The following is a 22,831-nucleotide window of genomic DNA, read 5'->3' on the forward strand; positions in this document are numbered from 1 at the left end:
CCCCTTTACACCCTCACCCCGCCAACCCTTTTTACACCCTTTCTGGTGGGGTGGGTTTTTTTTATACGACACGGGGCGGGGCCCCCGCTCCTTGAAGGAGCGGGGCCCTCGCCGTGTTGCCGCGCCGGTGTCAGCCGCGCAGGACACGACCCTGCTTGTCGGTGCGGTCGTTGCTGGTGAGGAACAGGATGCCGTCGACCAGCGACCAGATCCCGAGGCCACCGCAGGTGAAGAGCTGGGCGACGCCCACACCGACGGAGCCGACGTAGAAGCGTCCGATGCCGAGGCCGCCCAGGAAGATCTGGAGGATACCGGCGACGATCTTGGACTTGTCGGAGTACGGACGACCCAGGGGGTCGACCCCGTAGGGGGCCTGCGGGGTGGGGACGGTCATGAGAACTGCTCCTGAAATGCCTGCGGGAGGCCGGGTCGGCCTGCTCCGGTACGGGGAGTCCAGGAGGGCTGCGACGACGCCGCGATCACGCGCGTCGACCGATGTCCGCCGATGCCGACCAACGTCCTCGCACGGCTCCGCCATGCCAGGACGTCCCCCCTGTGACTGGTGAGCCTAGAGAAAACAGAGGGTAAAAAGGGAGTACAGATGATCCATTGTTCCTGATCCGTGATCAAAATCAGTCAACTGCGTTCCGGAGCACCGTCCATGCCACCGCGACGCCGAGGACGGCCGTCAACGCCCCCGGACTCAGGCGCGGATGCCAGGTGCGGCCGTGCAGGCCCGCCCACATCCAGCGGACCAGCAGCGCGAGCGCGTACGGCGAGGCGAGCAGCAGGACGCGGTTGTCGAGCCAGGCCTGGGCGAGCTGACCGTGCATCAGGTCGTACGCCATGCGGGTGCCGCCGCAGGCGGGGCAGAGCAGTCCGGTGACGAACCGGATCGGACACTGCGGCAGCCAGTGGCCCCGCTGGTGCGGGTCGGTGCCGTAGAGATACGCGGAACCGGCCGCGCCGGCGGCGAGCACCACGAGGGGAGCCGCCGCCGGGTGCCGCAGCGCGGCCGAACACCTCACGGAGAGGCGTTCCGTGTCAGCCACGCAGGATCCGCCCGTTGGCGTCGGTCTTGTCGTCGCTGACCAGCAGGATGATGCCGTCGATCAGCGACCAGATACCGAAGCCGCCGCAGGTGAACAGCTGGGCGAGGCCGATGCCGACGTGGCCCATGTAGAACCGGCCGACGCCGAAGCAGCCCAGGCTGAGCTGGAGCACGCCCGCGACGATCTTCGACTTCTCGGAGTAGGGGCGGCCCATGACGTCGTACCCGTAGGGGGCCTGGGGGTCGCCGGTGAAGGTGCCGGGAGGTATGTAACCCGGGGCCGGGTAGCCGGGATGCGCGTAGCCGGGGTGGGCGTAGCCCGGGTACGGCGGCTGGCCGGGCTGGGGATAGCCGTAGGGGCCGGGACCGGGCTGGCCGGGGTGACCGGGCTGGCCCGCATCGTGCGGGCCGCCGGGGCCGGCGCCGGGGTACCCGTAGCCGGGCGGGGGCGGCTGCGGCGGCTGCTGCTGGGGCTCCTGGGGCTGCTGGGGCTGCTGTGGCGTTTCGGACAAGGTGGGTTCCCCCGAGGTCAGGTGATCGGATCATCCGCAGGTGAGACGAGTGCAGAACATCTTGCAGCAGAAAACCCGCCACGCGCAGACCGGGGCCCTCTTGACCGGATTTCCGGCCCTCTACACCTAATCTGACGGCATGTCAGATGACCAGTCGTACGAGCTGCTCGGTTTCGACAACCTCCTGCTGCCCGTCGGGGACCTCGGCGAGGCGGTCGGCTTCTACGAGCGGGCCGGGTTCACGGTGGGACTGCGGTTCGACGAGGCCGGGATCGCACTGCTGAAGGTCGGGGGCGAGACGCCGGGGGCCCTCCTGCGGCAGGAGGACGGCCTGGGGCACCGGCCGCCGCCCTGGCCGTCCCCGCGCGTCTGGCTGGAGGTGCCGGACGCGCGGGCGGCGGCCCGGCGGCTGGCCGAGGTGGGCATCACCCCGCTGGACCGGCCGTTCTCCACGGCCACCGGCTGGACCGTCGAGATCGCCGACCCGTGGGGGAACGTCCTCGGGTTCACGGACTACCTCAAGCGGCCCGAGCTGGCGAGGCGTTAGGGCGCAGGGGCGGCCGCGCCCATCCAGTTGAACGTGTTCAAAACAAGCGCTACAGTCGACCTCGACAGCGTTTTGAACGCGTTCAAGAAGAGGGTGGGGAACATGGACCGCACGGTCATCGCCTACGTCGTCTACCTGGTCGTCAGCATCGGCCTGACCGTCTGGGTGGCCAGGACCCTCAGTCGCAACGGCCGGATCTTCCTCGCCGACGTGCTCCAGGGGAACGAGAAGCTCGCCGACGCCGTCAACCACCTCCTGGTGGTCGGCTTCTACCTCCTCAACCTCGGCTTCGTCGCCCTCTACCTGAGCGGCGACGACACCATCGAGGACACACGCGGCATCTTCGAGGCCCTGTCGACCAAGCTCGGCGTGGTGCTGCTGGTCCTCGGCGCGATGCACCTGGCCAACGTGTACGTCCTCAACCGGATCCGGCGGCGCGGGGTCATGGAGCGGGAGCAGGTCCCGCCGGTCGGCCCGCAGGGCTGGACGGCCCCCTCGGCGCCCGCCGCCGGGGCGTGAGCACGATGGCCGCCGACCGGGACGCCGCCGGCCGGGACGCCCGACGCGTCCCGGTCCGCCGGCTCACCGTGCTCCACGACGCCGAGTGCGCGCTGTGCGGCTTCCTGCGCGACTGGCTGGGCCGGCAGCCGCAGCTGGTGCCGCTGGAGTTCGTCCCGGCGGGGTCCGCGGAGGCGGCCGCCCGCTTCCCGGGCCTCGACCACCGCGCGACCCTCGACGAGATCACCGTCGTCGGCGACTTCGGCCAGGTCTACCAGGGCGCCGCCGCCTGGATCGTCACCCTGTGGGCGCTGCGCGAGTACCGCCCGATGTCCCACCGGCTGAGCACGCCCGCCGGGGCGAAGCTGGCGCGGGGCGCCGTTCTCGCCGCCGCCAAGTGGCGCGACGGGCACGCGCAGGCCGCGGGCTGGGGCGGGGGCGTCTACCGCCGTGGCGACGGCTGGTCGTACGACCCGCGGCTGGGCTGGAGCTACCGCCGGCCCACCTGTGCCGACGGCACCTGCTCCACTGGCTAGGCTCCTGTACGTGCCCGCGAACAACGACGGTCCCGCCGAGGCCGCTTCCCCGTCCGAGCCCCATGAGGCCGCTGCCGCGACCGAACCTCATGAGGCCGCCCCCACGTCCAAGTCCGAGCAGACCCGCGCTCTGATCCTGGAGACGGCGATGCGGCTGTTCCAGGAGCGCGGCTACGACAAGACGACGATGCGGGCCATCGCCCAGGAGGCCGGGGTCTCGGTCGGCAACGCGTACTACTACTTCGCCGGCAAGGAGCACCTGATCCAGGGCTTCTACGACCGGCTCGCCGCCGAACACCGGGAGGCCGTCCGGGACGTCCTGGCGCGGGAGACGGGCCTGGAGGCCCGGCTGGCGGGGGTGCTGCGGGTCTGGCTGGAAGTGGCCGAGCCGTACCACGAGTTCGCGGTCCAGTTCTTCAAGAACGCCGCCGACCCGGACAGCCCGCTCAGCCCGTTCTCCGCCGAGTCGGAGCACGCGCGCGTGGAGGCCATCGCCGTCCACGAGGAGGTGCTCTCGGGGTCGAGGGCGAAGGTCCCGGAGGAGCTGCGGGAGGTGCTGCCCGAGTTGATGTGGCTCTCCCAGATGGGCCTCGTCATGTACTGGATCTACGACCGCACGGAGGGGCGCGAGCGCAGCTACCGGCTGGCCGGCCGCGGCGCGCGGCTGACCGCGCGGGGCGTGGCGCTGGCCCGGTTCCGGGTGCTGCGGCCGCTCGTCCTCGAGGTCCACGACCTGTTCACGGACTTCCTGCCCGGCATGACCAACGCACTGCCTGACCCGGCGAAGAAGAGCCCGCCGGGTCAGGCGGACCCGGCGGGCTCTGCGGGCTCGTCCTCGGGCTGAGTCAGCTCACCTCGGCGCCCTCCTCCAGCTCCACGTCGTAGACCAGGGGCTCCCCCGTGACCGTCAGCCGGCGGGCACGCTTCAGCAGGGGCGGCTCGGCCGTCGTCGCCAGCAGATACGTCCCCGGGGCGGGGACGGAGAGGATGTACGAGCCGTCGGCGAGGGAGGTCACGCGGTCCAGTTCGCGGCCGTCCCGCGCGACCAGGGTGACCGTCGCGCCCCCGACCGGTTCACCGGCCGTGTCGCGGACGTAGCCGTGCACGGCCGAGGCCGGCCCCTCGCCCGCCGCGACCGCCGCCGGCGCCGCCTCCTGCTTGGGCTCGACCGCGAGATGCGGCAGCCGCTTCTCCAGCCACCCGGGCAGCCACCAGTTGGAGTCGCCGAGCAGATGCATCGCGGCCGGGACCAGTGCCGTACGCAGGATGAACGCGTCCAGCGCGACCGCGGCCGCGAGGCCGACGCCCGCCATCGCCGCTCCCGCGTCACCGCTGAGCACGAAGGCGAGGAAGACGCAGACCATGATCAGGGCCGCGGAGTTGATGACCCGGCTGGTCTCCGCGAGGCCCACCCGGACCGCTCGCGCGTTGTCCCTGGTGTGCACCCACTCCTCGTGCATCCGGCTGACCAGGAAGACCTGGTAGTCCATCGACAGGCCGAAGAGCAGGGACAGCATGATGACGGGCAGGAAGGCGTTGATCGGCCCCTCCCTGCCGAGGCCGAGCAGGTCCAGGCCCCAGCCCCACTGGAAGACCGCGACGAGGACGCCGAAGGAGGCCGCGGCCGCGACCAGGTTCATCACGGCGGCCGTCAGCGGCACCACCAGCGAGCGGAAGGCGACCAGGAGCAGCAGGAAGCCCAGGCCGATGATGGTGGCGACGAAGAGCGGCAGCCGGTCGCCGGTGACCGTCGCGAAGTCCTTGGAGACCGCCGTGACACCGCCCACGTGCGCCTGCGCCCCGGCCTGCGGGATGACGTCGTCCCGCAGCCGGTCGATCAGGGTGTCCGTCTCCGCGGACTGCGGCGAGGTCGTGGGCACCACCTGGATGACCGTGACCCCGCTCGCGGGCGGCAGTGTGGCCACCTGGGCGACACCGGGCGTGTTCTTGATGCCCTGGGCCAGGGCGGTGGCGTCACCGCCGTCCACGACCACCTGGAGGGGGCCGTTGAAGCCCGGCCCGAAGCCCTCGGCGAGCAGGTCGTAGGCCTGCCGGGTGGTCGTCGAGGCGTCGTCGTTGCCCTGGTCGGTGGCGCCGAGGCGGAGCGACAGCACGGGGAGCGCGAGCACGGCCATGACGGCCAGCGCGAGCACGGCGATCGTCCGCGGCCGGCGCTGCACGCCCATCGACCAGCGGGCCGCGGGACCGCTCTCCTTCTCCGGCTCCGGGCCTCCCCCACTCTCGACTTCGCTCGAGCGGGAGGTGCCCCCGTCGGCCAGCAGGCGCCGCTGCTTGCGGCTCAGCACACGCACGCCGAGGAAACCGAGCAGCGCGGGCAGCAGGGTCGTCGCGGCGAGGACGCTCAGCACCACCGTCAGGGAGGTGCCGATGACGACGCCGTCCAGGAAGCGCAGGTTCGTCACCAGCATGCCGGCCAGCGCGATGCACACCGTGCCGCCCGCGAACAGCACGGCCCGGCCGGAGGTGTTGAGGGCGACGACCGCCGACTCCTGCGGGTCCAGGCCGCGCAGGACGCCCTTGCGGTGCCGGGTGACGATGAACAGGGCGTAGTCGATGCCGACGCCGAGGCCGATCAGCGAGGACAGCAGCGGGGCCAGGTCCGGGATGTCGGTGACATGGCTCAGCAACTGGGTCGAGAACAGGCCCATGCCGACGCCGAAGACCGCCACGGCGAGCGGCAGCAGCATCGCGTACAGCGAGCCGAAGGCGAGGAACAGGACCACCGCGGCCGCCGCGAGGCCGACCATCTCGGCGAGGCCGGTGGGCGGTTCCTGGACCCGCTGGACGGCCTGGCCGCCCACCTCGACCTCCAGGCCGCCCCGTCCGGCGCCCCGCGCGGTGTCGACGACGTCCTGGACGAGTTCCTTCGGTACGGCGTTCGCCTGCTCGGTGAAGGTGATCTGGGCGTAGGCGATCCGCCCGTCACCGCTGATCCGCGCCCCGCCCTCCCCCGCGTAGGGGCCGGTGACCCCGCCGACGCCCTTCATGCCGGCGATTTCGTCGAGCGCGGGCTGGATCCGGGACCGCACGTCCTGGTCCCGTACCGAGCCCTCGTCGACCTTCCACACCACCGTGTCGGTGTCGCCGGCGCTCGCCGGGAACGCCTTCTCCATCAGGTCGTACGCCTTCTTGGAGTCCGTGTCGGGGAGGGAGAAGACGTTCGCGTAGTCCGTGCCCGCCGTCGAGGCCGAGATTCCCAGGCCGAACAGCGCCCCCACCCAGAGCAACAGGACCACCAGCCGGTGTCGATAGCACCAACGTGCCAATGCCGCCACGCTCAGTCTCCTTCTGCAGATCGTCGGTCGGTCCCCCAGGTCCTGGGCAACAGGATCGGTGGCGCCACACGTGCGTGGACATGTGACGACCATGACTCTCAAGAAACTCCAAAGCGTGAACCGGCCCGATCGTCGGTGGGTCCGCCGATACTGGGGGCATGACGACGGCTTCCGGCACCGTGCTGGTCGTGGAGGACGAACCGAGCATCGCGGACGTCCTGGCCATCGCCCTGCGCTACCACCGCTTCGAGGTCATGACCGCGGGCACCGTCCGCGAGGCCCTCGCCCTCGCCGACCGCACCCTCCCCCACGCTCGAACAGGCTCGCGCGGGGGGACCCCCATGGACGTGGCACTGCTGGACGTGATGCTGCCGGACGGCGACGGCCGGGCGCTGGGGCGTGAACTGCGGGCGCGCAGGCCGGATCTGGCGCTGGTGTTCCTCACCGCGCGGGACGCGCCGACCGAGATCGTCGGCGCCCTCGGCTTCGGCGACGACTACATCACCAAACCGTTCGACATCGACGTGGTCGTCGCCCGTATCACCGCCGTGCTGCGCCGTACCCGGCCGGCCGACGTCCTTCCGCAGCGGCCGCCGCTGCGGTACGGCGACCTGGAGCTCGACGAGACGACGTACAGCGTGCACCGCGCCGGCCGCTCGGTCGAGCTCACCCCCACCGAGTACGCGCTGCTGCGCTTCCTGGTGCGCAACGGCGGCCGGATCGTGCCCAAGGAGCAACTCCTGCGCCATGTCTGGCAGTACGAGCACACCGCGCCGGAGTCGACGGTCGTCGAGACCTACATCAGCTATCTGCGGCGCAAGCTGGACGTCCTCGGACCGCCGGTGATCACCACCCGGCGGGGCGTCGGATACGGGCTGGCGTGAGGCGGATCCACCGGCACGGCATCCACTCGCTGCGTGCCAAGCTGACGGCGGCGAACGTGGGGCTGCTCGCGCTCGGCATCGTCGTCGCGACCGCCGTCAGCCTGATGGGGATGCGGCACTACCTGCTCGACCAGGTGGACACCGAGCTGACCAAGACGCGTGACTCGCTGGGGAGTTCGCAGCTGACCCTGCGCCAGATCGACTCGTTGTCCGTGCTGAGCGTCGTCAGCGACCGGCTGGTGCCGCAGAACACGGACACCCGGCCGGCCCCCGACTCGATCTTCACCGCCGTCGACGGCCGGGGCACGGCCCTCACCGTCTTCGGCGTCAGGCCCACCGACGCCCAGCGCGGCCTCGCGGACGCGGTGTCCGACCCGCTCGCCCTCAGCACCGACGCCGACCCGCACGACGTCACCGTGCACGGCGACACGTACCGCGCGACCGCGACCCGGCTCGCCGACGGCACGTTCATCCTGCTGGCCACCTCCACCGAGGCCCTCCACAAGGGCATAGCGAAGGCGCTGAAGCTCGACCTCGCCGTCGGCACGCTGCTGCTGGCCCTGCTCACCTGTCTGACCCTGTTCAGCGTGCGGCGGCGGATGCGGCCGCTGGAGGACATGGTGGAGACGTCGTCGGCGATCGCCGAGGGGGACCTGACCCGGCGCGTGCCCTCCAGCCACCACCCCACCCAGGAGGTCGAACAGCTGCGGCTCGCCCTGAACTCCATGCTCCACCAGGTGGAGACGGCGTACCGCACGCGCGAGCACAGCGCGGCCCAGTTGCGCCGCTTCGTGGCCGACGCCTCGCACGAACTGCGCACCCCGCTCTCCGCGATCCGCGGCTACCTCCAGTTGTACGAGCAGGGGATGCTGGTCGAACCTCAGGAGCGCAGGCGGGCCTGGGACCGGATGAACGGCGAGGTGGACCGGATGGGCCGGCTCGTCGACGAGCTGCTCACGCTGGCCCGGCTCGACCAGCGGCCCGAACTGCGGCTGCGGGGCGTCGACGTGAGCCGTCTGGTGCGGGACTCGGCGCAGGACCTGCGCGCGCAGCAGCCCGGGCGGCCGGTCACCGTCGCGGCCGACGGGGCCGTGCTGGTGCGGGCCGACGAGTCGGGGCTGCGTCAGGTGCTGGGCAACCTGGTGGCCAACGTGCGCACGCACACGTCGGCCGAGGTGCCGGTACGGCTCGGTGTGGAGCGGGTGGACGGGGTCGTACGGCTGTCGGTCGAGGACGAGGGGCCGGGGCTGGGGCCGGAGGACGCGGCGCGGGTCTTCGACCGTTTCTTCCGGGCCGGGGGCGGCGCGGGCAGCGGTCTCGGCCTGGCGATCGTGCAGGGGGTCGTCCAGGCGCACGGCGGCGAGGTGAGCGTGCGGACGGCGCCGGGCGAGGGGCTGGCCGTGACGGTGACGCTGCCGGCCCGGCCGAAGGCCTGTGTCTGAGCGCGTGTCACGCAGGGGCGCCACAGAGGGGGCGTCACGGAAGTGCGTCACGGAAGTGCGTCACGGAGGTGCGTCACCGGCGGGATCGGGCTAGGTGGGGACCGTGACCAGTGCCCATACCGTCTTGCCGTGCCGGCCCCTGCTCCACACGCCCCACGCGGCGGCGAGGTGCTCCACCAGGTGCAGGCCGCGGCCGTGTTCCTCCGACTCGCCGACCGGCCGCAGCCGGGGTTCGAGCCGGCCCTCGTCGGAGACCTCTATGAGGCAGGAACCGTCACCGAGGGCGGTGACGGCCACCTCGAACTCGCGCTCGAGCAGGGGCCCATGGCGTACGACGTTGGTGGCCAGTTCGGACACGACGAGGACGGCGTCGGCCAGCGCCGGGTCGTCGGGGCCGTGTCCCCAGTCCGCGAGATGGTCCCGTACCCGGCGCCGGGCGAGACCGACGGACGCCGGGTGCCGGGGCAGCCGGAACGAGTTGCGTCTCAGCACGTCTGCTCCTCATCCCGTACACACCTCCGTCACATGGTGCCGCTTCGGGTGCCTGCCCGGTGTGACGGCGGCGCATGCCCGGCTCGCGGGATCAAGTCCGCGAGCCGGGTGGGCACTTCAGCTCAGATCCAGTTGAGTTTCCAGAGGCGGAACACGCCGTTGCCGTCCGCGAGGAACTGGCCGCCGCCGATGTCCGCGCTGGTGACGATGTACTCCTTGCGCTGCCACAGCGGGACGACCGGCACGTCCTCGGCGATGACCTGCTGGAGGTCACGGAAGTCGCCGGCGGCCCGGCTGCGGTCGGCGAACTGCCGGCTTGCGGCGATGTACTTGTCGACGGCCTTGCTGCTGTAGCCGGTGTTCATGGTGGAGTCGGTGCCGACGAGCGGGCCCGCGAAGGTGTCCGGGTCGGGGTAGTCGGCGACCCAGCCGACCGCGTACGCGTCGAGCTTGCCGGTGGCCCACCGCTTCTGGAAGTCGGTCCACTCGTAGCCCTTGACGTCCACCTTGAACAGACCGCTCGCCTCCAACTGCCGCTTGAGCTCCTTGGCCTCGGCCGCCGCGGCCCCGCTGCCCAGGCCGTAGCCGTAGGTGAACTTCACCGGGATGCCGACGCCGGCCGACTCCAGGAGCTTGCGCGCCTTCGCGGTGCTCCGGTCCGGGTAGCTGTCGAAGAAGGAGGTGGTGTGGCCGGTGATGCCGGTCGGGATGAGCGAGTACAGCGGCTCGACGGTCCCGTCGTACACGCTCGCCGCCAGTTGCTCGCGGTCGATCAGCCAGGCCATCGCCTTGCGGACGTCCGTCTCGTGCAGCGGTGATCCGGAGCGGGTGTCGAAGTACAGGTTGCGGGTCTCGGAGCCGTCGGCCTCGTAGACCCGCCGGTCGGGGTCGCTGGTGTCGAGGGCGGCCAGCACCGAGGGCGGCAGCTGACGGGCGGCGGCCATGACCGCCTTGGCCTTCCAGGCCTTCTCCAGCGCCTCGGGGTCCGCGTAGTAGCGCAACTCGACGGGGGCGCCGGTCGACACGGCGCCCTTGTAGCGCGAGTTGGGCGACAGCAGGACCTTCCTGCCCTTCGTGTACCCCTTCAGCAGGTACGGGCCGGAGCCGTCGACGCGGCTGCCGACGCGCAGCCCGTCCGCCGGGTAGCGGGTGTGGTCGACGATCGAGCCGGCTCCGGTCGCCACCTTGAACGGGAAGGTGGCGTCGGGCGAGGACAGGTGGAAGGTGACCTTCAGGTCCTTGGCGTCCACCGACTTCAGGGTGGACAGCAGGGATGCCGGGCCGACATCCGAGTTGATCTTCTTGACCCGGTCGAAGGAGAACTTCACGTCCTCGGCGGTCACCTTGGAGCCACTGCTGAAGGTGAGGTCGTCACGCAGCTCGCAGGTGTACGTGACGAGACTGCCCTTCACGAAGGAACAGCTCTCGGCCGCGTCGGGCACGGGCGAGACGCCGCCCGGCTCGTAGGTCAGCAGCGACTGGAAGACGTTGCTGAACAGCGCCCAGGATCCGGCGTCGTAGGCGCCCGCCGGGTCGAGCGAGGTGACGGTGTCCGTGGTGCCGACCGTGATGGTCGCGCCCCCGCTGTCCTGCGACGGAAGTAACTGCCAGCCGCCCACCGCGACGACCGCGAGAACCAGCAGCGTCACGAGTATCCGCATGCGAACAGATCGCATGGTGATGTCCTGCCTCCCCAGGCCGCCGAAGGGGCCCAGTCCACAGAAAAAAGTGCCGCTCCCCTTGGCGGCGGGCTCACCTAACCACACGTGTTTCGCCAGGGGGAAGAGGATTCCGGCGAGATGGGAAAGAACTTACCGACGCCTTGTTCCGCCCGGGTTTCACAGCCTCTCCACAGGCTTCTGATCGGCCGTCAGGCGTGCGTCGAGGCCAGTTCGACGACCGTGATGTCGGAGGGGGCTCCGACGCGGGTGGGCGGGCCCCAGGCGCCCGCGCCCCGGGACACGTACAGCTGGGTGTCGCCGTAGCGTTCCAGCCCCGCCACGGTCGGATTCGCGGCGGCCGCGAGGAAGTTGCCGGGCCACAGCTGACCGCCGTGCGTGTGTCCGGAGAGCTGGAGGTCGACGCCGTGGCGTACGGCGTCGTGGATCTGGACGGGCTGGTGGGCGAGGAGCACGCACGCGCGCGTGGTGTCACGGTCGCCGAGCGCGCCGGCGAAGTCGGGCCCCTGGCCCTCGCTCTCGCCCGCGATGTCGTTGACGCCGGCCAGGTCGAACCAGGGCAGCTCCGTGCGGGCGTTCTCCAGCGGGTTCAGGCCGAGCCGCCGCACCTCCTCGACCCACTGTTCGGCGCCGGAGAAGTACTCGTGGTTGCCGGTGACGAAGAAGCTGCCCTGCCGGGCCTTCAGCCGCGCGAGCGGGGCCGCCGCCGGGCCCAGGTCCTTCACGCTGCCGTCGACCAGGTCACCGACGACCGCGATCAGGTCGGGCTGCGTCGCGTTGATCGTGTCGACGACCTTCTGCGCGAAGCCCCGGCCGAGGACCGGGCCCAGATGGATGTCGCTGACGACCGCGATCCGGTAGCCGTGGGCGCCGCGCGGGAGCTTGGCCAGGGGCACCGTCACCCGCTTGACCCTGGGGCCGCGCAGCACGCCGTAGGTGCCGTAGCCGACCGTGCCGACGGCGGCCGCGGCCGCCGCACCGGCCACGACCCGGGACACGAAGAGCCGGCGGGACGGGGCGGAGGGAGACTGCTCCGGGCTCGGGGACTCCGGGCGCCCGGGCGCCGGCTTCCCGGACTCCGGACCCGCGGACACCGGCCGCTCGGGCGCCTCGGACTCCGGCCGCTCGGGCGCCGGCTTCACACGTTCCGGCCGTTCGGGCTCCGGTGTCCCGGGGGCGGGCGCGCCGATCGGGACCGGGCTGGGTTCCGGGTGCGCCGCGGGGGTCTCGGCGGGCGCCCGCTTCTCCAGGAAGCGGCGCAGCAGCGGCCGTACGGCCTCGCCCACGAGCACGGCGAGGAGCAGATAGACCGACAGGGCCAGCCACAGGAAGCCCGGCCAGGCCAGTACGCGCTGGAGCCAGAAGGGGGCGCCGGTGCGTTCGGCGACCAGGGCGCCGATCGCCAGCAGCCAGCCGCCCGCGACCAGCGCCGCACCGACGCGGCGTGCCCGGCCGGGGCCGCGGGTGGTGTCGTGGAACAGCCGCCGCCACAGGTACCAGTTGGCCCCGGCCAGCACGGTCAGGGCGAGCAGCACGAAGACGATCACCATGGCTATGACGCCTGCCGCAGTGCGCGCAGACCGCGCAACCCGATGGTCCCGACGACCGTCCCCAAGAGGAAGGAGACGACCGCGAGCGTCAGGTGCACCCAGAAGTACGCCGTGGGATCGCCGTCGTCGAACGCGAGTCCGCTGCTGTCCTTGATCAGGTTCTTGACGAAAGTGACCCAGATGACCCAGCTCCACACCCCGAAGGCGAGCAGGAACCAGGAGACGGGGCGGCTGAGCTTCATGGGTTCAGTATCACCGGCGGTTGTCCGGTCCCGTGAGAGGGGTGGGGAGGGTGACGGGACTTCCCGTCGTGTGCCAGGTACGTTCTCCGTCGTGCCCGCACCCATGAAGCAGACCGTCAGGCGATCCCTGCTGGTCACCTCCGCGACCCTCGCGTCGCTCGCGCTCACCGTGCCCGCCTCGCTCGCGGCGCCGAGCCCGTCACCGTCCCCGGCGGCGTCCGGCTCGCCGTCGGCGTCGGCCTCGCCGTCCGGATCGCCGTCCGGATCGCCGTCCGCGTCCGCCTCGCCGTCGGTCGGTCCCCCGAAGGACATGTCGTCCGTGGGCGGCACGCGGCTCGGGCAGGCCGGGACGCAGGTGGCGATCGCGGGTGGCGCGCCGGTGCTGCCGAAGGACCTCACCGCGCGGTCGTGGATCGTCGCCGACGCCGAGTCGGGGGACGTGCTCGCCGCACACAACGCGCACTGGCGGCTGCCCCCGGCGAGCACGATGAAGATGCTCTTCGCCGACACCGTGCTGCCGAGGTTCCCCAAGGCCACCGTGCACAAGGTCGAGGCGAGGGACCTGGCCGGCATGGGGGCCGGTTCCAGCCTCGTCGGCATAAAGGAGGGCGAGACGTATACGGTCCACGACCTGTGGCTCGGCGTCTTCCTGCGTTCCGGCAACGACGCCGTGCACGTCCTGTCGCAGATGAACGGCGGCATCGCCGAGACCGTCAAGGACATGAACGAGCACGCCGAGGAGCTCCAGGCCCTCGACACCAACGTCGTCTCCCCGGACGGCTACGACGCCCCCCACCAGGTCTCCTCCGCGTACGACCTGACCCTGTTCGCCCGTTCGGGACTCCAGAAGCAGGACTTCCGGGAGTACTGCTCGACCGTCACGGCCAAGTTCCCCGGCGAGACGACGAAGAACAAGAAGGGCAAGTCGACCCGCGGGACCTTCGAGATCCAGAACACCAACCGGCTGCTCAGCGGCGACTACGACATCTCCCAGTACCCGGGCATCGCGGGCGTCAAGAACGGCAACACCACCAACGCGGGCGCCACCTTCACCGGCGTGGCCGAGCGCAACGGCAAGGTGCTGCTCGTCACGGTCATGAACCCGGAGAAGACCGACCACAACGAGGTCTACAAGGAGACCGCCGCCCTGCTGGACTGGGGCTTCCAGGCAACCGGCAAGGTGACGCCGGTCGGTGAGCTGGTCGCGCCGAAGGGGACCGCGCAGGCCAGCGCGCAGCCCGGCGCCAACCCGTCCCCCTCCGAGGGGTCCGGGCAGGCGGGCGGCGCCGGGGACGTGTCGGCGAAGCCGGTGGCGGGCGCGGTGACCGAGAGCGGCTCGGGCGGCATGTGGATCGCGCTGGCGATCACCGGCGGCCTGCTGGTGCTGCTCGCGGGCGGCGGGTACCTCGTCAACCGCCGCTGGCCGCTGCCGGACCTGGTACGACGTCGCCGCTGACGTCGATGTCACGCGGGTTGTCGGGGACGCTGCCCGTCGCCGTCCAGGCCGCGCAGTACAGGACCAGTTTCGAGGTGAAGTTGATCCACAGCAGCAGGGCGATGGGCACGCCGAACGCGCCGTACATGCTCTTGGCGGCCACGCCCTGCATATAGCCGCTCAGCAGCAGCTTCAGCAGTTCGAAGCCGACGGCGCCGATGAGCGCGGCGACGACGAGGCGGCGGCGCGGGGGTTCGACGCCGGGCAGCAGGGTGAGGACGTACAGCAGGAGCAGGAAGTCGGCGAGGACGGCGACGGAGAACGCGGCGACGCGCAACAGGACGGTGCCCCAGCCCTCCTCGTCGATGCCGGACTGCTCGGTGATCCAGCCGACCAGCGCCGAGGCGACGGTGGAGATGGCGAGGGTGAGCAGGACGGCGCCGCCGAAGCCGACGAGGACGCCCGTGTCCTTGGCCTTGCGCACGACGGGGTTCTCGTCGTCGTCGGGCCGCTCCCAGACGGCGCGCAGACAGTCCCGCATCTGGCCGACCCAGCCGATGCCGGTGAGCAGCAGCAGCGCGCCGGCGATGAGCCCGATGGCGCCCGCGTTCTGGACCAGGCCGTTGATGTCCAGCTGGTCGGAGATGCCGGGGACCTGGTCGGCGATCTTGTCCTGGAGCTCCTGCTGCTGTGACTCGCTCAGCGTGGCGGCGGCCACGGCGGCGGCCACGGTCAGCAGCGGGAAGAGCGCGACGAAGCTGACGAACGTCATGGCGGCGGCCAGCCGCGTCCACTTCACCCGGTCGAGGCGCTCGTACGACCGCCACGCGTGCGTGGCCGTGAGGCGCGCGACCCACGGCCCGATGCCGGGGAGCTTCTTCAGCCAGTCCATGATCCGACTCTGCCCCTGTCCGGAGGAACGACGCGGATATCGGCGATGCGAATCCCGCGGAACACCAAGGTCCGGGTACCCCGCAATCGCGGGACCGTGGCCGGTACCGTGCCACACCGTCGCCTCACGCGGTCGCGCCTCGCGCGGGCTCACCAGTTGGCCACCGCCAGCCCGTACATGGCCAGCCAGGCCAGGCCGATCAGGGCGAGGGCGCGGTCGCCCAGGACGACCTCCTCGGGCTCGCCCGCGGTGCCCCGGTCGGCGAAGACGGCGTAGCGCAGGACCGCCAGGATGAAGGCGACCACGGACAGCTGGCGCCAGGGCAGCACACTCGTGTGGGCGACGCCGCCCTCCTCCAGGGCCCACAGGCAGTAGCCGAGCACGGCGACGCCGGCCGCCAGCTGCCAGACGAAGCGCAGGTAGCCGGTGGTGTACTCGGTGAGCAGCACGCGCGTGGCGCCCGCCGTGCCGGCCAGTTGGACGGCCTCGGAGTAGCGCTTGGCCGCGACCATGAACAGCGCCCCGAACCCGGTGGTGATCAGGAACCAGCGGGAGAGCGGGATCCCCAGGGCGAGTCCGCCCGCCATGGCGCGCATCAGGAAGCCGGTCGTGACGACGACCAGGTCGACGACCAGGACGTGCTTCAGGCTGACGCAGTAAGCCAGTTGCATGCCCAGGTAGGCGATGAGGAGCGCCGCGACGGCGGGGGTCGTCAGCCGGGCCGCGGCGGCCGGCGCGAGGACCGCGAGTGCGCCCGCGACGCCGTACGCGACGGGCACCGGGACCTGTCCGGCGGCGATCGGGCGGTGCCGCTTGGTGGGGTGGGCGCGGTCGGCCTCGGCGTCACGGGCGTCGTTGACCAGGTATACGGCGGCGGCGCAGGCGGTGAACAGGACGAATACCAGGGCCAGTTGGCTGATCGCGTGCAGGGAGAAGAGCCGGCCGGCCGCGGCGGGGGCGGCGACGACCAGGATGTTCTTGACCCACTGCTTGGGGCGGGTGGTCCGCAGGAGGCCGCCGACGAGGGTGCCGGGGCGGTGGCTCGGGGGCCGTGGGGCCGGCGGGCGGTGTGCGCGCTGCCGGTGGAGCAGTGCCTCAGCCACGGTGCCCCTCTCTCATCCAGCGTGCCCCCAACCGCGCGGTGGCCGCTCCCAGAGCCGCGCCTGCCGCCACGTCGGAGGGGTGGTGGACGCCGGCGACCAGGCGGGAGAGGCACATCGCGGCGGCGAGCGGCGCGGCGGCGTACGCCCCGAGCGCGCCGTAGGCGACGGCGGCGGCCGCGGCGGAGGTCGCGTGCGAGCTGGGGAAGGAGTGCCGTCCCGCGGTGCGCACGAGGGGTTCGACGTGGGCCGGGCGCGGGCGCCGGACGATACGTTTCACTCCCACGCTGGCGGCGTGCGCGCCCGCGGTGAGCGCGGTGGCGCGCAGCCAGGCGCCGCGCCGGGGGCCGTCGACGGCGGCTCCCGCGACGCCCGCCGCGAGCCACAGCGCGCCGTGCTCGCCCGCCCAGGAGAGGGCGCGCGCGACGCGGGCGACGCGTGGGTCCGCGCCCCGGGCGTGGAGCGCCGAGAGGATCCGGTGGTCCAGGTCGTCGAGTTCGTCCATGTGGACTCACTGTTCACGCCCGCGCCCTCGGAACTCCGGCAATATTGAGCGACATCCCATTAATCACCCATTTCGGGGAGTAATGCATGTTTCAAAATTAATCGCCCATATAGAGGCGATACGGTCACCACCATGCCTGCCGAGACCACTACCGCGATCGCCGCCGAGAACGTCTCCGTCACGGGATGGGGCCGCACCGCTCCCTCCACCGCACGTCTGGTCCGCCCCCGGACCTACGCGGAGGCCGTGACGGCGGTCCGGGACTGCGGGCCCCGCGGAGGCATCCCCAGGGGCCTGGGGCGGGCGTACGGGGACGCGGCGCAGAACGCCGGCGGGTCCGTGATCGACCTGACCGGCCTGGACCGGATCCACGTCATCGACGCCGCCGACGGGAGCGTCCTGTGCGACGCGGGGGTCTCCCTGCACCGGCTCACGGAAGTCCTGCTGCCGCTCGGCTGGTTCGTGCCCGTGACCCCCGGCACCCGGTACGTCACCGTGGGCGGCGCGATCGGCGCCGACATCCACGGCAAGAACCACCATGTGTCCGGGTCCTTCACCCGTCATGTGCTGTCCTTCGAGCTGCTCACGGCGGACGGCACGATCCGCACGGTGGACCAGGGCACCGACCTGTTCGACGCGACCGCCGGCGGCATGGGCCTGACCGGTGTCGTCCTGACGGCCAGGATCCGGCTCCAGCCGGTCGGGACGTCCCTGATGTCGGTCGACACCGAACGGGCCACCGACCTCGACGACCTGATGGCCCGGCTGACGGCCGGCGACCACCGCTACCGCTACTCGGTCGCGTGGATCGACCTCCTCGCGCGCGGTGCGGCCACCGGACGCGCGGTCCTCACCCGTGGCGAGCACGCGCCCCTGGACGCGCTGCCCGCCCGCGCGCGCAGGGCCCCGCTCGCGTTCCGCCCGTCCCGGCTCCCGGCCGCTCCCGCGTTCCTGCCGAGCGGCCTGCTCACCCGCACGACCGTCGGACTGTTCAACGAGCTCTGGTACCGCAGAGCGCCCCGCGCCCGTACCGGCGAACTCCAGAGCCTGTCCGCCTTCTTCCACCCCCTCGACGGGGTCCCGCACTGGAACCGCGTCTACGGCCGCGACGGCTTCGTGCAGTACCAGTTCGTCGTCGGGTACGGCCGGGAGGACACCCTGCGCCGGATCGTGGGGCGCGTCTCCGCCCGCCGCTGCCCGTCCTTCCTCGCCGTCCTCAAGAGGTTCGGGGACGCCGACCCCGGCTGGCTCTCCTTCCCGCGCCCGGGCTGGACCCTCGCCCTGGACATCCCGGCCGGACTGCCCGGCCTCGGCGCCTTCCTCGACGAGCTGGACGAGGAGGTGGCCACCGCCGGCGGCCGCGTCTACCTCGCCAAGGACTCCCGGCTGCGCCCCGAACTGCTCACCGCGATGTACCCGCGCCTCGACGACTTCCGCGCGCTGCGCGCGGAGCTGGACCCGCGCGGCGTGTTCGTGTCGGACCTCGCCCGCCGGCTCAACTTCCAGGAGTCACCATGAAGGACGCCTTCGGCCTCCCCCAGTCCCTTCTCGTCCTCGGCGGCACGTCCGGGATCGCGCTGGCCACCGCGCGCCGTCTGATCGCCCGCCGCACCCGCACGGTGTGGCTGGCCGGGCGCCCGTCGCCCGCTCTGGAGTCGGCCGCCGCCGGGCTGCGCACGCTGGGGGCGGACGTCCACACCGTCCCCTTCGACGCGCTCGGCCCCGAGTCCCACGAGACGGTCCTCGGCAAGGTCTTCGCCGAGGGTGACGTCGACACCGTGCTGCTCGCCTTCGGCGTCCTCGGCGACCAGGCGAACGACGAGCGCGACCCGGCGGCCGCGGTGCGCGTCGCGCAGACCAACTACACGGGGGCGGTGTCGGCGGGGCTGGTCGCCGCGCGCGCCCTCCAGACCCAGGGCCACGGCTCCCTGGTCGTCCTGTCCTCCGTCGCCGCCGAGCGGGCCCGCCGCTCGAACTTCATCTACGGCTCCAGCAAGGCGGGCCTCGACGCCTTCGCCCAGGGTCTTGGCGACGCGCTGCACGGCACCGGCGTGCACGTCATGGTCGTACGCCCCGGGTTCGTCCGGACGAAGATGACCGCGGGGCTGGCCCAGGCGCCGCTCGCGACCACGCCGGAGGCGGTCGCCACGGCCGTCGAGCTGGGGCTGCGGCGCCGCTCGGAGACGGTGTGGGTGCCGGGCGTGCTGCGCGTGGTGATGTCGGTGCTGCGCCACGCGCCCCGCGGGCTGTTCCGCAGGCTGCCGGTCTAGCGAGGGCGCCGGGGCGGGCCCAGGTGGTGTCCGCGAAGCAGAGCCGGGCGGGACTTCGCGGGCACGGCCTAGCGCGTCGGCAGCGAGCCGCGGTCGACGTGGGCCGCCTGCGGGGGTACGACCGCGCCGCCGAAGGCGTAGTCGCGCAGTTTGCGCCAGACGCCGTCGGCGCCCTGCTCGGCGAGGGCGAAGCCGGTGCAGGACCACGCGGCCTCGTAGTGGGCGAGCTCCTCGAAGGCCCGGTCCATCGCCGCGTCGCCGATGCCGTGCGCGACGGTGACGTGCGGGTGGTAGGGGAACTGGAGCTCGCGGGTCAGCGGCCCGGAGGCGGCCCGGATCCGGTGCTGGAGCCAGGCGCAGGTCTCCGCGCCCTGGACGACCCGCACGTAGACCACCGGCGACATGGGCCGGAAGGTGCCGGTGCCGGACAGCCTCATCGGGAAGGGGCGGCCGGCCGTGGCGACCTCGGTGAGGTGCGCTTCGACGGCCGGCAGCGCGTTCGCCCCGACCTCGGTCGGCGGCAGCAGCGTGACGTGCGTGGGGATGCCGTGAGCCGCGGCGTCGCCGAAGCCCAGGCGCCGCTCCTGGAGCAGGCTGCCGTGAGGCTCCGGGACCGCGATCGACACGCCGATCGTTACGGTCCCCACGTCTTCTCCTGTCGTCATGTCGTCATGGCGGGGTGTGGTGCCGGGTTCGTACTCAGTCGTGCGGCTATCGACTGTACGGCCACGGCTGTGCTCTGGGCAGGCGCAGGGAAAGTGATGTGCAGCGCTCTGCCCGCAGGAACAGGTGTGCGGTGCGCCCCGAGTGCTTCCGAGCGCCGGTCAGTGCTTCGCGGGCAGGAAGCCCACGCGCCCATAGGTCTGAGAAAGGGTCTCCGCGGCGACGGCACGCGCCTTCTCCGCGCCCTTGGCCAGGATCGAGTCGAGCGTCTCGGGGTCGTCCAGGTACTGCTGGGTGCGGTCCCGGAACGGCGTCACGAAGTCGACGACGACCTCGGCGAGGTCCGTCTTGAGCGCGCCGTACAGCTTGCCCTCGTACCGCTGCTCCAGCTCGGGGATGCCGGTGCCGGTCAGCGTCGAGTAGATGCCGAGCAGGTTGCTGACGCCGGGCTTGTTCCCGGTGTCGTAGCGGACGACCGTGTCGGTGTCCGTGACCGCGCTCTTGACCTTCTTCGCGGTCACCTTCGGGTCGTCGAGCAGGTTGATGAGGCCCTTCGGCGTGGACGCCGACTTGCTCATCTTGATCGACGGGTCCTGGAGGTCGTAGATCTTGCCCGTCTCCCTCAGGATGTGCGGCTTCGGGATCGTGAAGGTCTCGCCGAAGCGGCCGTTGAAGCGCTCCGCGAGGTCGCGGGTCAGCTCGATGTGCTGGCGCTGGTCCTCCCCGACCGGGACCTCGTCGGCCTGGTACAGCAGGATGTCCGCGACCTGGAGGATCGGGTACGTGAACAGGCCCACGGAGGCGCGGTCGGCGCCCTGCCTGGCGGACTTGTCCTTGAACTGGGTCATCCGGCTCGCCTCGCCGAACCCGGTGAGGCAGTTCATCACCCAGGCGAGCTGGGCGTGCTCGGGGACGTGGCTCTGGACGAACAGCGTGCAGCGGTCCGGGTCGAGACCGGCCGCGAGGAGCTGGGCGGCGGCCAGCCGCGTGTTCGCGCTGAGCTCCTTCGGGTCCTGCGGGACCGTGATCGCGTGCAGGTCGACGACCATGTAGAACGCGTCGTGGGTCTCCTGGAGGGCCACCCACTGGCGGACGGCGCCGAGGTAGTTGCCGAGGTGGAACGAGCCTGCGGTGGGCTGGATTCCGGAGAGCACGCGGGGTCGGTCTGAGGCCATGCTCATCATTGTCTCAGAGCGCGGAGACCGCCCGGAACGGGTCCCGGGCGGCCGCGGGGGCCGCCCGGGGTGCCGCCGGGGTCAGCCGAGGTCGATCTCCGGGTACAGCGGGAAGCCCGCGACCAGGTCGGTCGCCCGCCGGGAGATCTCGTCCGCGACCTTCGCGTCCAGGACGTGGGCGGCCTTCGAGGGGGCGCCCGACTTCGTCGTGCCCGGCTCCGTCGAGGTGAGGACCCGGTCGATCAGGGCGGCCACCTCGTCCATCTCGGCCGTCCCGAGGCCCCTCGTCGTCAGCGCCGGCGTGCCGACGCGGATGCCGGAGGTGTACCAGGCGCCGTTCGGGTCGGCGGGGATGGCGTTGCGGTTGGTGACGATGCCCGAGTCGAGCAGCGCCGCCTCGGCCTGGCGGCCGGTGAGGCCGTAGGAGGAGGCGACGTCGATCAGGTTCAGGTGGTTGTCCGTGCCGCCGGTGACCAGGGTCGCGCCGCGCCGCGTCAGGCCCTCGGCGAGGGCGCGGGAGTTGTCGACGATGCGCTGGGCGTAGTCCTGGAAGGACGGCTGCCGGGCCTCCGCCAGGGCGACGGCCTTGGCGGCCATGACGTGCGGGAGCGGGCCGCCGAGGACCATCGGGCAGCCGCGGTCGACCTGGTCCTTCAGGGAGTCGTCGCACAGGACCATGCCGCCGCGCGGGCCGCGCAGCGACTTGTGGGTGGTGGTCGTCACGATCTGGGCGTGCGGGACCGGGTCGAAGTCGCCGGTCAGGACCTTGCCCGCGACCAGGCCGGCGAAGTGGGCCATGTCGACCATGAGCGTCGCGCCGACCTCGTCGGCGATCTCGCGCATGATCCGGAAGTTCACCAGACGGGGGTACGCGGAGTAGCCCGCGACGAGGATCAGCGGCTTGAAGTCGCGGGCCGTGGCGCGCAGCGCCTCGTAGTCGATCAGGCCGGTCGCCGGGTCGGTGCCGTAGGAGCGCTGGTCGAACATCTTGCCGGAGATGTTCGGGCGGAAGCCGTGGGTGAGGTGGCCGCCCGCGTCCAGGGACATGCCGAGCATGCGCTGGTTGCCGAAGGCCTGGCGGAGCTCGGCCCAGTCGGCCTCGGAGAGGTCGTTGACCTGGCGGACGCCGGTCTTCCGCAGGAAGGGGACCTCCACGCGGTCGGCGAGGACGGACCAGAAGGCGACGAGGTTGGCGTCGATGCCGGAGTGCGGCTGGACGTAGGCGTGGCGGGCGCCGAAGAGCTCGCGGGCGTGCTCGGCGGCCAGCGCCTCGACGGTGTCGACGTTGCGGCAGCCGGCGTAGAAGCGGCGGCCGATGGTGCCCTCGGCGTACTTGTCGCTGAACCAGTTGCCCATCGCGAGGAGGGTGGCCGGGGAGGCGTAGTTCTCCGAGGCGATCAGCTTGAGCATCTCGCGCTGGTCGTGGACCTCCTGGCCGATGGCGTCGGCGACGCGCGGCTCGACTGCGCGGATCACGTCGAGTGCGGCACGGAAGGCGGTGGACTCGGTGGAGAGGGACTGCTGCTCGGACATGTCGTCGGCCTCCGGGGGCGTGGCGTGCGGTCACGGTTCTCGGTCTGGCCCAGGCGCACGGCACTCTTGTCGCTCACAGGCCGCTCCCCGATGGTCCGTCCCATCCCAGCGCGCCAGTCACGGCCCGCTCGCCAGCCTACCGGTCACGCCCGAATCCCAAGGTCCGGCGTCCACCATGCGAGCGACGTCGGACGCGCGCAGGACCACGCCTCCAGTGGATCCGGAGCGGCCCCGGATCCGGCGTCCGGGGGGCCGGGGGGCCGGGGGGCCGGGGGGCCGGGGGGCCGGGGGCCGGGGGCCGGGGGCCGGGGGCCAGGGGGCCGGGGCCAGGGGGCAGAGGGCCGGGGCCGGGGCCAGGGGGCAGAGGGCCGGGGCCGGGGCCAGGGGCCAGGGGGCAGAGGGCCGGGGCCGGGGCCAGGGCCAGGGGCCAGGGGCTAGGTTCTGTCTGATAATTGATCTTGTGGTGGGTCGTGGTGAGCTGACGGATGTGGCGTGGGAACGGATAGCGCCGCTGCTGCCGGGTGTTGAT

The 22,831-nt window shown here is 72.0% G+C and carries 23 protein-coding genes and 1 riboswitch; of the genes, 9 read left to right on the forward strand and 14 right to left on the reverse strand.

What is annotated here, in order from left to right:
• Positions 1 to 130 precede the first annotated feature (130 nt).
• From ACFWBD_RS39200 to ACFWBD_RS39210, 3 genes are all read right to left on the reverse strand, one after another.
• Positions 131 to 394, reverse strand: a complete 264-nt coding sequence (locus ACFWBD_RS39200; protein ID WP_385678251.1) for a TM2 domain-containing protein — start codon at positions 392 to 394, stop codon at positions 131 to 133.
• 238 nt (positions 395 to 632) lie between these two features.
• Positions 633 to 1,052, reverse strand: coding sequence for a DUF2752 domain-containing protein (locus ACFWBD_RS39205; RefSeq protein WP_385678254.1), 420 nt, complete (start codon positions 1,050 to 1,052; stop codon positions 633 to 635).
• Entirely contained in the window at positions 1,045 to 1,563 is a 519-nt protein-coding gene (locus tag ACFWBD_RS39210) for a TM2 domain-containing protein (protein ID WP_385678257.1), read from the reverse strand. Before ACFWBD_RS39210 ends, ACFWBD_RS39205 begins: the two co-directional genes overlap by 8 nt.
• 139 nt (positions 1,564 to 1,702) lie before the next feature.
• On the opposite strand from ACFWBD_RS39210, the gene ACFWBD_RS39215 reads away from it, so the two are divergent.
• The 4 genes from ACFWBD_RS39215 (at position 1,703) to ACFWBD_RS39230 (ending at position 3,988) form a co-directional block, all read left to right on the forward strand.
• Positions 1,703 to 2,110: a VOC family protein gene (locus ACFWBD_RS39215; RefSeq protein ID WP_385678260.1), complete on the forward strand. Its 408-nt coding sequence runs from the start codon at positions 1,703 to 1,705 to the stop codon at positions 2,108 to 2,110.
• A gap of 102 nt (positions 2,111 to 2,212) precedes the next feature.
• Positions 2,213 to 2,629 carry a hypothetical protein gene (locus ACFWBD_RS39220; protein ID WP_351758086.1) on the forward strand — a complete coding sequence of 139 codons (417 nt, stop codon included), beginning with the start codon at positions 2,213 to 2,215 and terminating at the stop codon, positions 2,627 to 2,629.
• Positions 2,630 to 2,634: 5 nt separating this feature from the next.
• Positions 2,635 to 3,144, forward strand: a complete 510-nt coding sequence (locus tag ACFWBD_RS39225) for a thiol-disulfide oxidoreductase DCC family protein (RefSeq protein ID WP_385678310.1) — start codon at positions 2,635 to 2,637, stop codon at positions 3,142 to 3,144.
• 10 nt (positions 3,145 to 3,154) lie between these two features.
• Positions 3,155 to 3,988 (forward strand): TetR family transcriptional regulator, encoded by an 834-nt coding sequence (locus tag ACFWBD_RS39230; protein ID WP_385678263.1) that lies wholly within the window; start codon positions 3,155 to 3,157, stop codon positions 3,986 to 3,988.
• A gap of 1 nt (position 3,989) precedes the next feature.
• Here the strand turns inward: ACFWBD_RS39230 and ACFWBD_RS39235 are convergent, their stop codons facing one another.
• Positions 3,990 to 6,431 carry an MMPL family transporter gene (locus ACFWBD_RS39235; RefSeq protein WP_385678313.1) on the reverse strand — a complete coding sequence of 814 codons (2,442 nt, stop codon included), beginning with the start codon at positions 6,429 to 6,431 and terminating at the stop codon, positions 3,990 to 3,992.
• Positions 6,432 to 6,598: 167 nt separating this feature from the next.
• On the opposite strand from ACFWBD_RS39235, the gene ACFWBD_RS39240 reads away from it, so the two are divergent.
• Entirely contained in the window at positions 6,599 to 7,324 is a 726-nt protein-coding gene (locus ACFWBD_RS39240) for a response regulator transcription factor (RefSeq protein ID WP_385678266.1), read from the forward strand.
• Positions 7,321 to 8,766: an ATP-binding protein gene (locus ACFWBD_RS39245; RefSeq protein WP_385678269.1), complete on the forward strand. Its 1,446-nt coding sequence runs from the start codon at positions 7,321 to 7,323 to the stop codon at positions 8,764 to 8,766. The genes ACFWBD_RS39240 and ACFWBD_RS39245 overlap by 4 nt, the downstream gene beginning before the upstream one ends.
• A gap of 90 nt (positions 8,767 to 8,856) precedes the next feature.
• Here ACFWBD_RS39245 and ACFWBD_RS39250 read toward each other — a convergent pair whose 3' ends face one another.
• The 4 genes from ACFWBD_RS39250 to ACFWBD_RS39265 all read right to left on the reverse strand — a co-directional run bounded on the left by ACFWBD_RS39250 (position 8,857) and on the right by ACFWBD_RS39265 (position 12,729).
• Positions 8,857 to 9,258 (reverse strand): ATP-binding protein, encoded by a 402-nt coding sequence (locus ACFWBD_RS39250; RefSeq protein WP_385678272.1) that lies wholly within the window; start codon positions 9,256 to 9,258, stop codon positions 8,857 to 8,859.
• 122 nt (positions 9,259 to 9,380) lie between these two features.
• A complete protein-coding gene (locus ACFWBD_RS39255; protein WP_385678275.1) occupies positions 9,381 to 10,934 on the reverse strand; it encodes an ABC transporter substrate-binding protein in 1,554 nt (517 codons plus the stop codon).
• A 194-nt stretch (positions 10,935 to 11,128) separates the two neighbouring features.
• Complete coding sequence (locus tag ACFWBD_RS39260; protein ID WP_385678278.1) at positions 11,129 to 12,487, reverse strand: metallophosphoesterase; 1,359 nt, start codon at positions 12,485 to 12,487, stop codon at positions 11,129 to 11,131.
• A 2-nt stretch (positions 12,488 to 12,489) separates the two neighbouring features.
• Positions 12,490 to 12,729, reverse strand: a complete 240-nt coding sequence (locus tag ACFWBD_RS39265; RefSeq protein WP_385678281.1) for an SCO4848 family membrane protein — start codon at positions 12,727 to 12,729, stop codon at positions 12,490 to 12,492.
• Between the two features lie 91 nt (positions 12,730 to 12,820).
• Here ACFWBD_RS39265 and ACFWBD_RS39270 point away from each other — a divergent pair, with 91 nt between their 5' ends.
• Positions 12,821 to 14,185, forward strand: coding sequence for a D-alanyl-D-alanine carboxypeptidase family protein (locus ACFWBD_RS39270; RefSeq protein WP_385678284.1), 1,365 nt, complete (start codon positions 12,821 to 12,823; stop codon positions 14,183 to 14,185).
• Here the strand turns inward: ACFWBD_RS39270 and ACFWBD_RS39275 are convergent.
• From ACFWBD_RS39275 to ACFWBD_RS39285, 3 genes are all read right to left on the reverse strand, one after another.
• Positions 14,139 to 15,056 carry a YihY/virulence factor BrkB family protein gene (locus ACFWBD_RS39275; protein WP_385678287.1) on the reverse strand — a complete coding sequence of 306 codons (918 nt, stop codon included), beginning with the start codon at positions 15,054 to 15,056 and terminating at the stop codon, positions 14,139 to 14,141. The genes ACFWBD_RS39270 and ACFWBD_RS39275 overlap by 47 nt on opposite strands.
• Positions 15,057 to 15,205: 149 nt before the next feature.
• A complete protein-coding gene (locus tag ACFWBD_RS39280; protein ID WP_385678290.1) occupies positions 15,206 to 16,159 on the reverse strand; it encodes a decaprenyl-phosphate phosphoribosyltransferase in 954 nt (317 codons plus the stop codon).
• Entirely contained in the window at positions 16,152 to 16,661 is a 510-nt protein-coding gene (locus tag ACFWBD_RS39285; RefSeq protein WP_385678293.1) for a phosphatase PAP2 family protein, read from the reverse strand. The genes ACFWBD_RS39280 and ACFWBD_RS39285 overlap by 8 nt, the downstream gene beginning before the upstream one ends.
• 132 nt (positions 16,662 to 16,793) lie before the next feature.
• On the opposite strand from ACFWBD_RS39285, the gene ACFWBD_RS39290 reads away from it, so the two are divergent.
• Entirely contained in the window at positions 16,794 to 18,179 is a 1,386-nt protein-coding gene (locus ACFWBD_RS39290) for an FAD-binding protein (RefSeq protein WP_385678295.1), read from the forward strand.
• Complete coding sequence (locus ACFWBD_RS39295) at positions 18,176 to 18,931, forward strand: decaprenylphospho-beta-D-erythro-pentofuranosid-2-ulose 2-reductase (protein WP_385678298.1); 756 nt, start codon at positions 18,176 to 18,178, stop codon at positions 18,929 to 18,931. Before ACFWBD_RS39290 ends, ACFWBD_RS39295 begins: the two co-directional genes overlap by 4 nt.
• A gap of 68 nt (positions 18,932 to 18,999) precedes the next feature.
• Here the strand turns inward: ACFWBD_RS39295 and ACFWBD_RS39300 are convergent, their stop codons facing one another.
• The 3 genes from ACFWBD_RS39300 to ACFWBD_RS39310 form a co-directional block, all read right to left on the reverse strand.
• Positions 19,000 to 19,578: a 2'-5' RNA ligase family protein gene (locus ACFWBD_RS39300; protein WP_385678301.1), complete on the reverse strand. Its 579-nt coding sequence runs from the start codon at positions 19,576 to 19,578 to the stop codon at positions 19,000 to 19,002.
• Between the two features lie 177 nt (positions 19,579 to 19,755).
• Positions 19,756 to 20,769 (reverse strand): tryptophan--tRNA ligase, encoded by a 1,014-nt coding sequence (gene trpS, locus ACFWBD_RS39305; protein WP_385678304.1) that lies wholly within the window; start codon positions 20,767 to 20,769, stop codon positions 19,756 to 19,758.
• An 81-nt stretch (positions 20,770 to 20,850) separates the two neighbouring features.
• Positions 20,851 to 22,302 (reverse strand): glycine hydroxymethyltransferase, encoded by a 1,452-nt coding sequence (locus tag ACFWBD_RS39310; protein ID WP_385678307.1) that lies wholly within the window; start codon positions 22,300 to 22,302, stop codon positions 20,851 to 20,853.
• Between the two features lie 40 nt (positions 22,303 to 22,342).
• Positions 22,343 to 22,433: riboswitch (ZMP/ZTP riboswitch) on the reverse strand.
• Positions 22,434 to 22,831 lie beyond the last annotated feature (398 nt).

Origin of the sequence: Streptomyces sp. NPDC060002, assembly GCF_042737245.1 — a bacterium.
Classification (GTDB): domain Bacteria; phylum Actinomycetota; class Actinomycetes; order Streptomycetales; family Streptomycetaceae; genus Streptomyces.

Excerpts from the sequence above, each read along its gene's own strand:
- ACFWBD_RS39265 (WP_385678281.1), bottom strand. The coding sequence starts at position 12,729 with ATGAAGCTCAGCCGCCCCGTCTCCTGGTTCCTGCTCGCCTTCGGGGTG.
- ACFWBD_RS39285 (WP_385678293.1), bottom strand. The coding sequence starts at position 16,661 with ATGGACGAACTCGACGACCTGGACCACCGGATCCTCTCGGCGCTCCAC.
- ACFWBD_RS39255 (WP_385678275.1), bottom strand. The coding sequence starts at position 10,934 with ATGCGATCTGTTCGCATGCGGATACTCGTGACGCTGCTGGTTCTCGCG.
- ACFWBD_RS39220 (WP_351758086.1), top strand. The coding sequence starts at position 2,213 with ATGGACCGCACGGTCATCGCCTACGTCGTCTACCTGGTCGTCAGCATC.
- ACFWBD_RS39295 (WP_385678298.1), top strand. The coding sequence starts at position 18,176 with ATGAAGGACGCCTTCGGCCTCCCCCAGTCCCTTCTCGTCCTCGGCGGC.
- ACFWBD_RS39215 (WP_385678260.1), top strand. The coding sequence starts at position 1,703 with ATGTCAGATGACCAGTCGTACGAGCTGCTCGGTTTCGACAACCTCCTG.
- ACFWBD_RS39225 (WP_385678310.1), top strand. The coding sequence starts at position 2,635 with ATGGCCGCCGACCGGGACGCCGCCGGCCGGGACGCCCGACGCGTCCCG.
- ACFWBD_RS39275 (WP_385678287.1), bottom strand. The coding sequence starts at position 15,056 with ATGGACTGGCTGAAGAAGCTCCCCGGCATCGGGCCGTGGGTCGCGCGC.
- ACFWBD_RS39240 (WP_385678266.1), top strand. The coding sequence starts at position 6,599 with ATGACGACGGCTTCCGGCACCGTGCTGGTCGTGGAGGACGAACCGAGC.
- ACFWBD_RS39290 (WP_385678295.1), top strand. The coding sequence starts at position 16,794 with ATGCCTGCCGAGACCACTACCGCGATCGCCGCCGAGAACGTCTCCGTC.
- ACFWBD_RS39200 (WP_385678251.1), bottom strand. The coding sequence starts at position 394 with ATGACCGTCCCCACCCCGCAGGCCCCCTACGGGGTCGACCCCCTGGGT.
- ACFWBD_RS39260 (WP_385678278.1), bottom strand. The coding sequence starts at position 12,487 with ATGGTGATCGTCTTCGTGCTGCTCGCCCTGACCGTGCTGGCCGGGGCC.
- ACFWBD_RS39310 (WP_385678307.1), bottom strand. The coding sequence starts at position 22,302 with ATGTCCGAGCAGCAGTCCCTCTCCACCGAGTCCACCGCCTTCCGTGCC.
- trpS (WP_385678304.1), bottom strand. The coding sequence starts at position 20,769 with ATGGCCTCAGACCGACCCCGCGTGCTCTCCGGAATCCAGCCCACCGCA.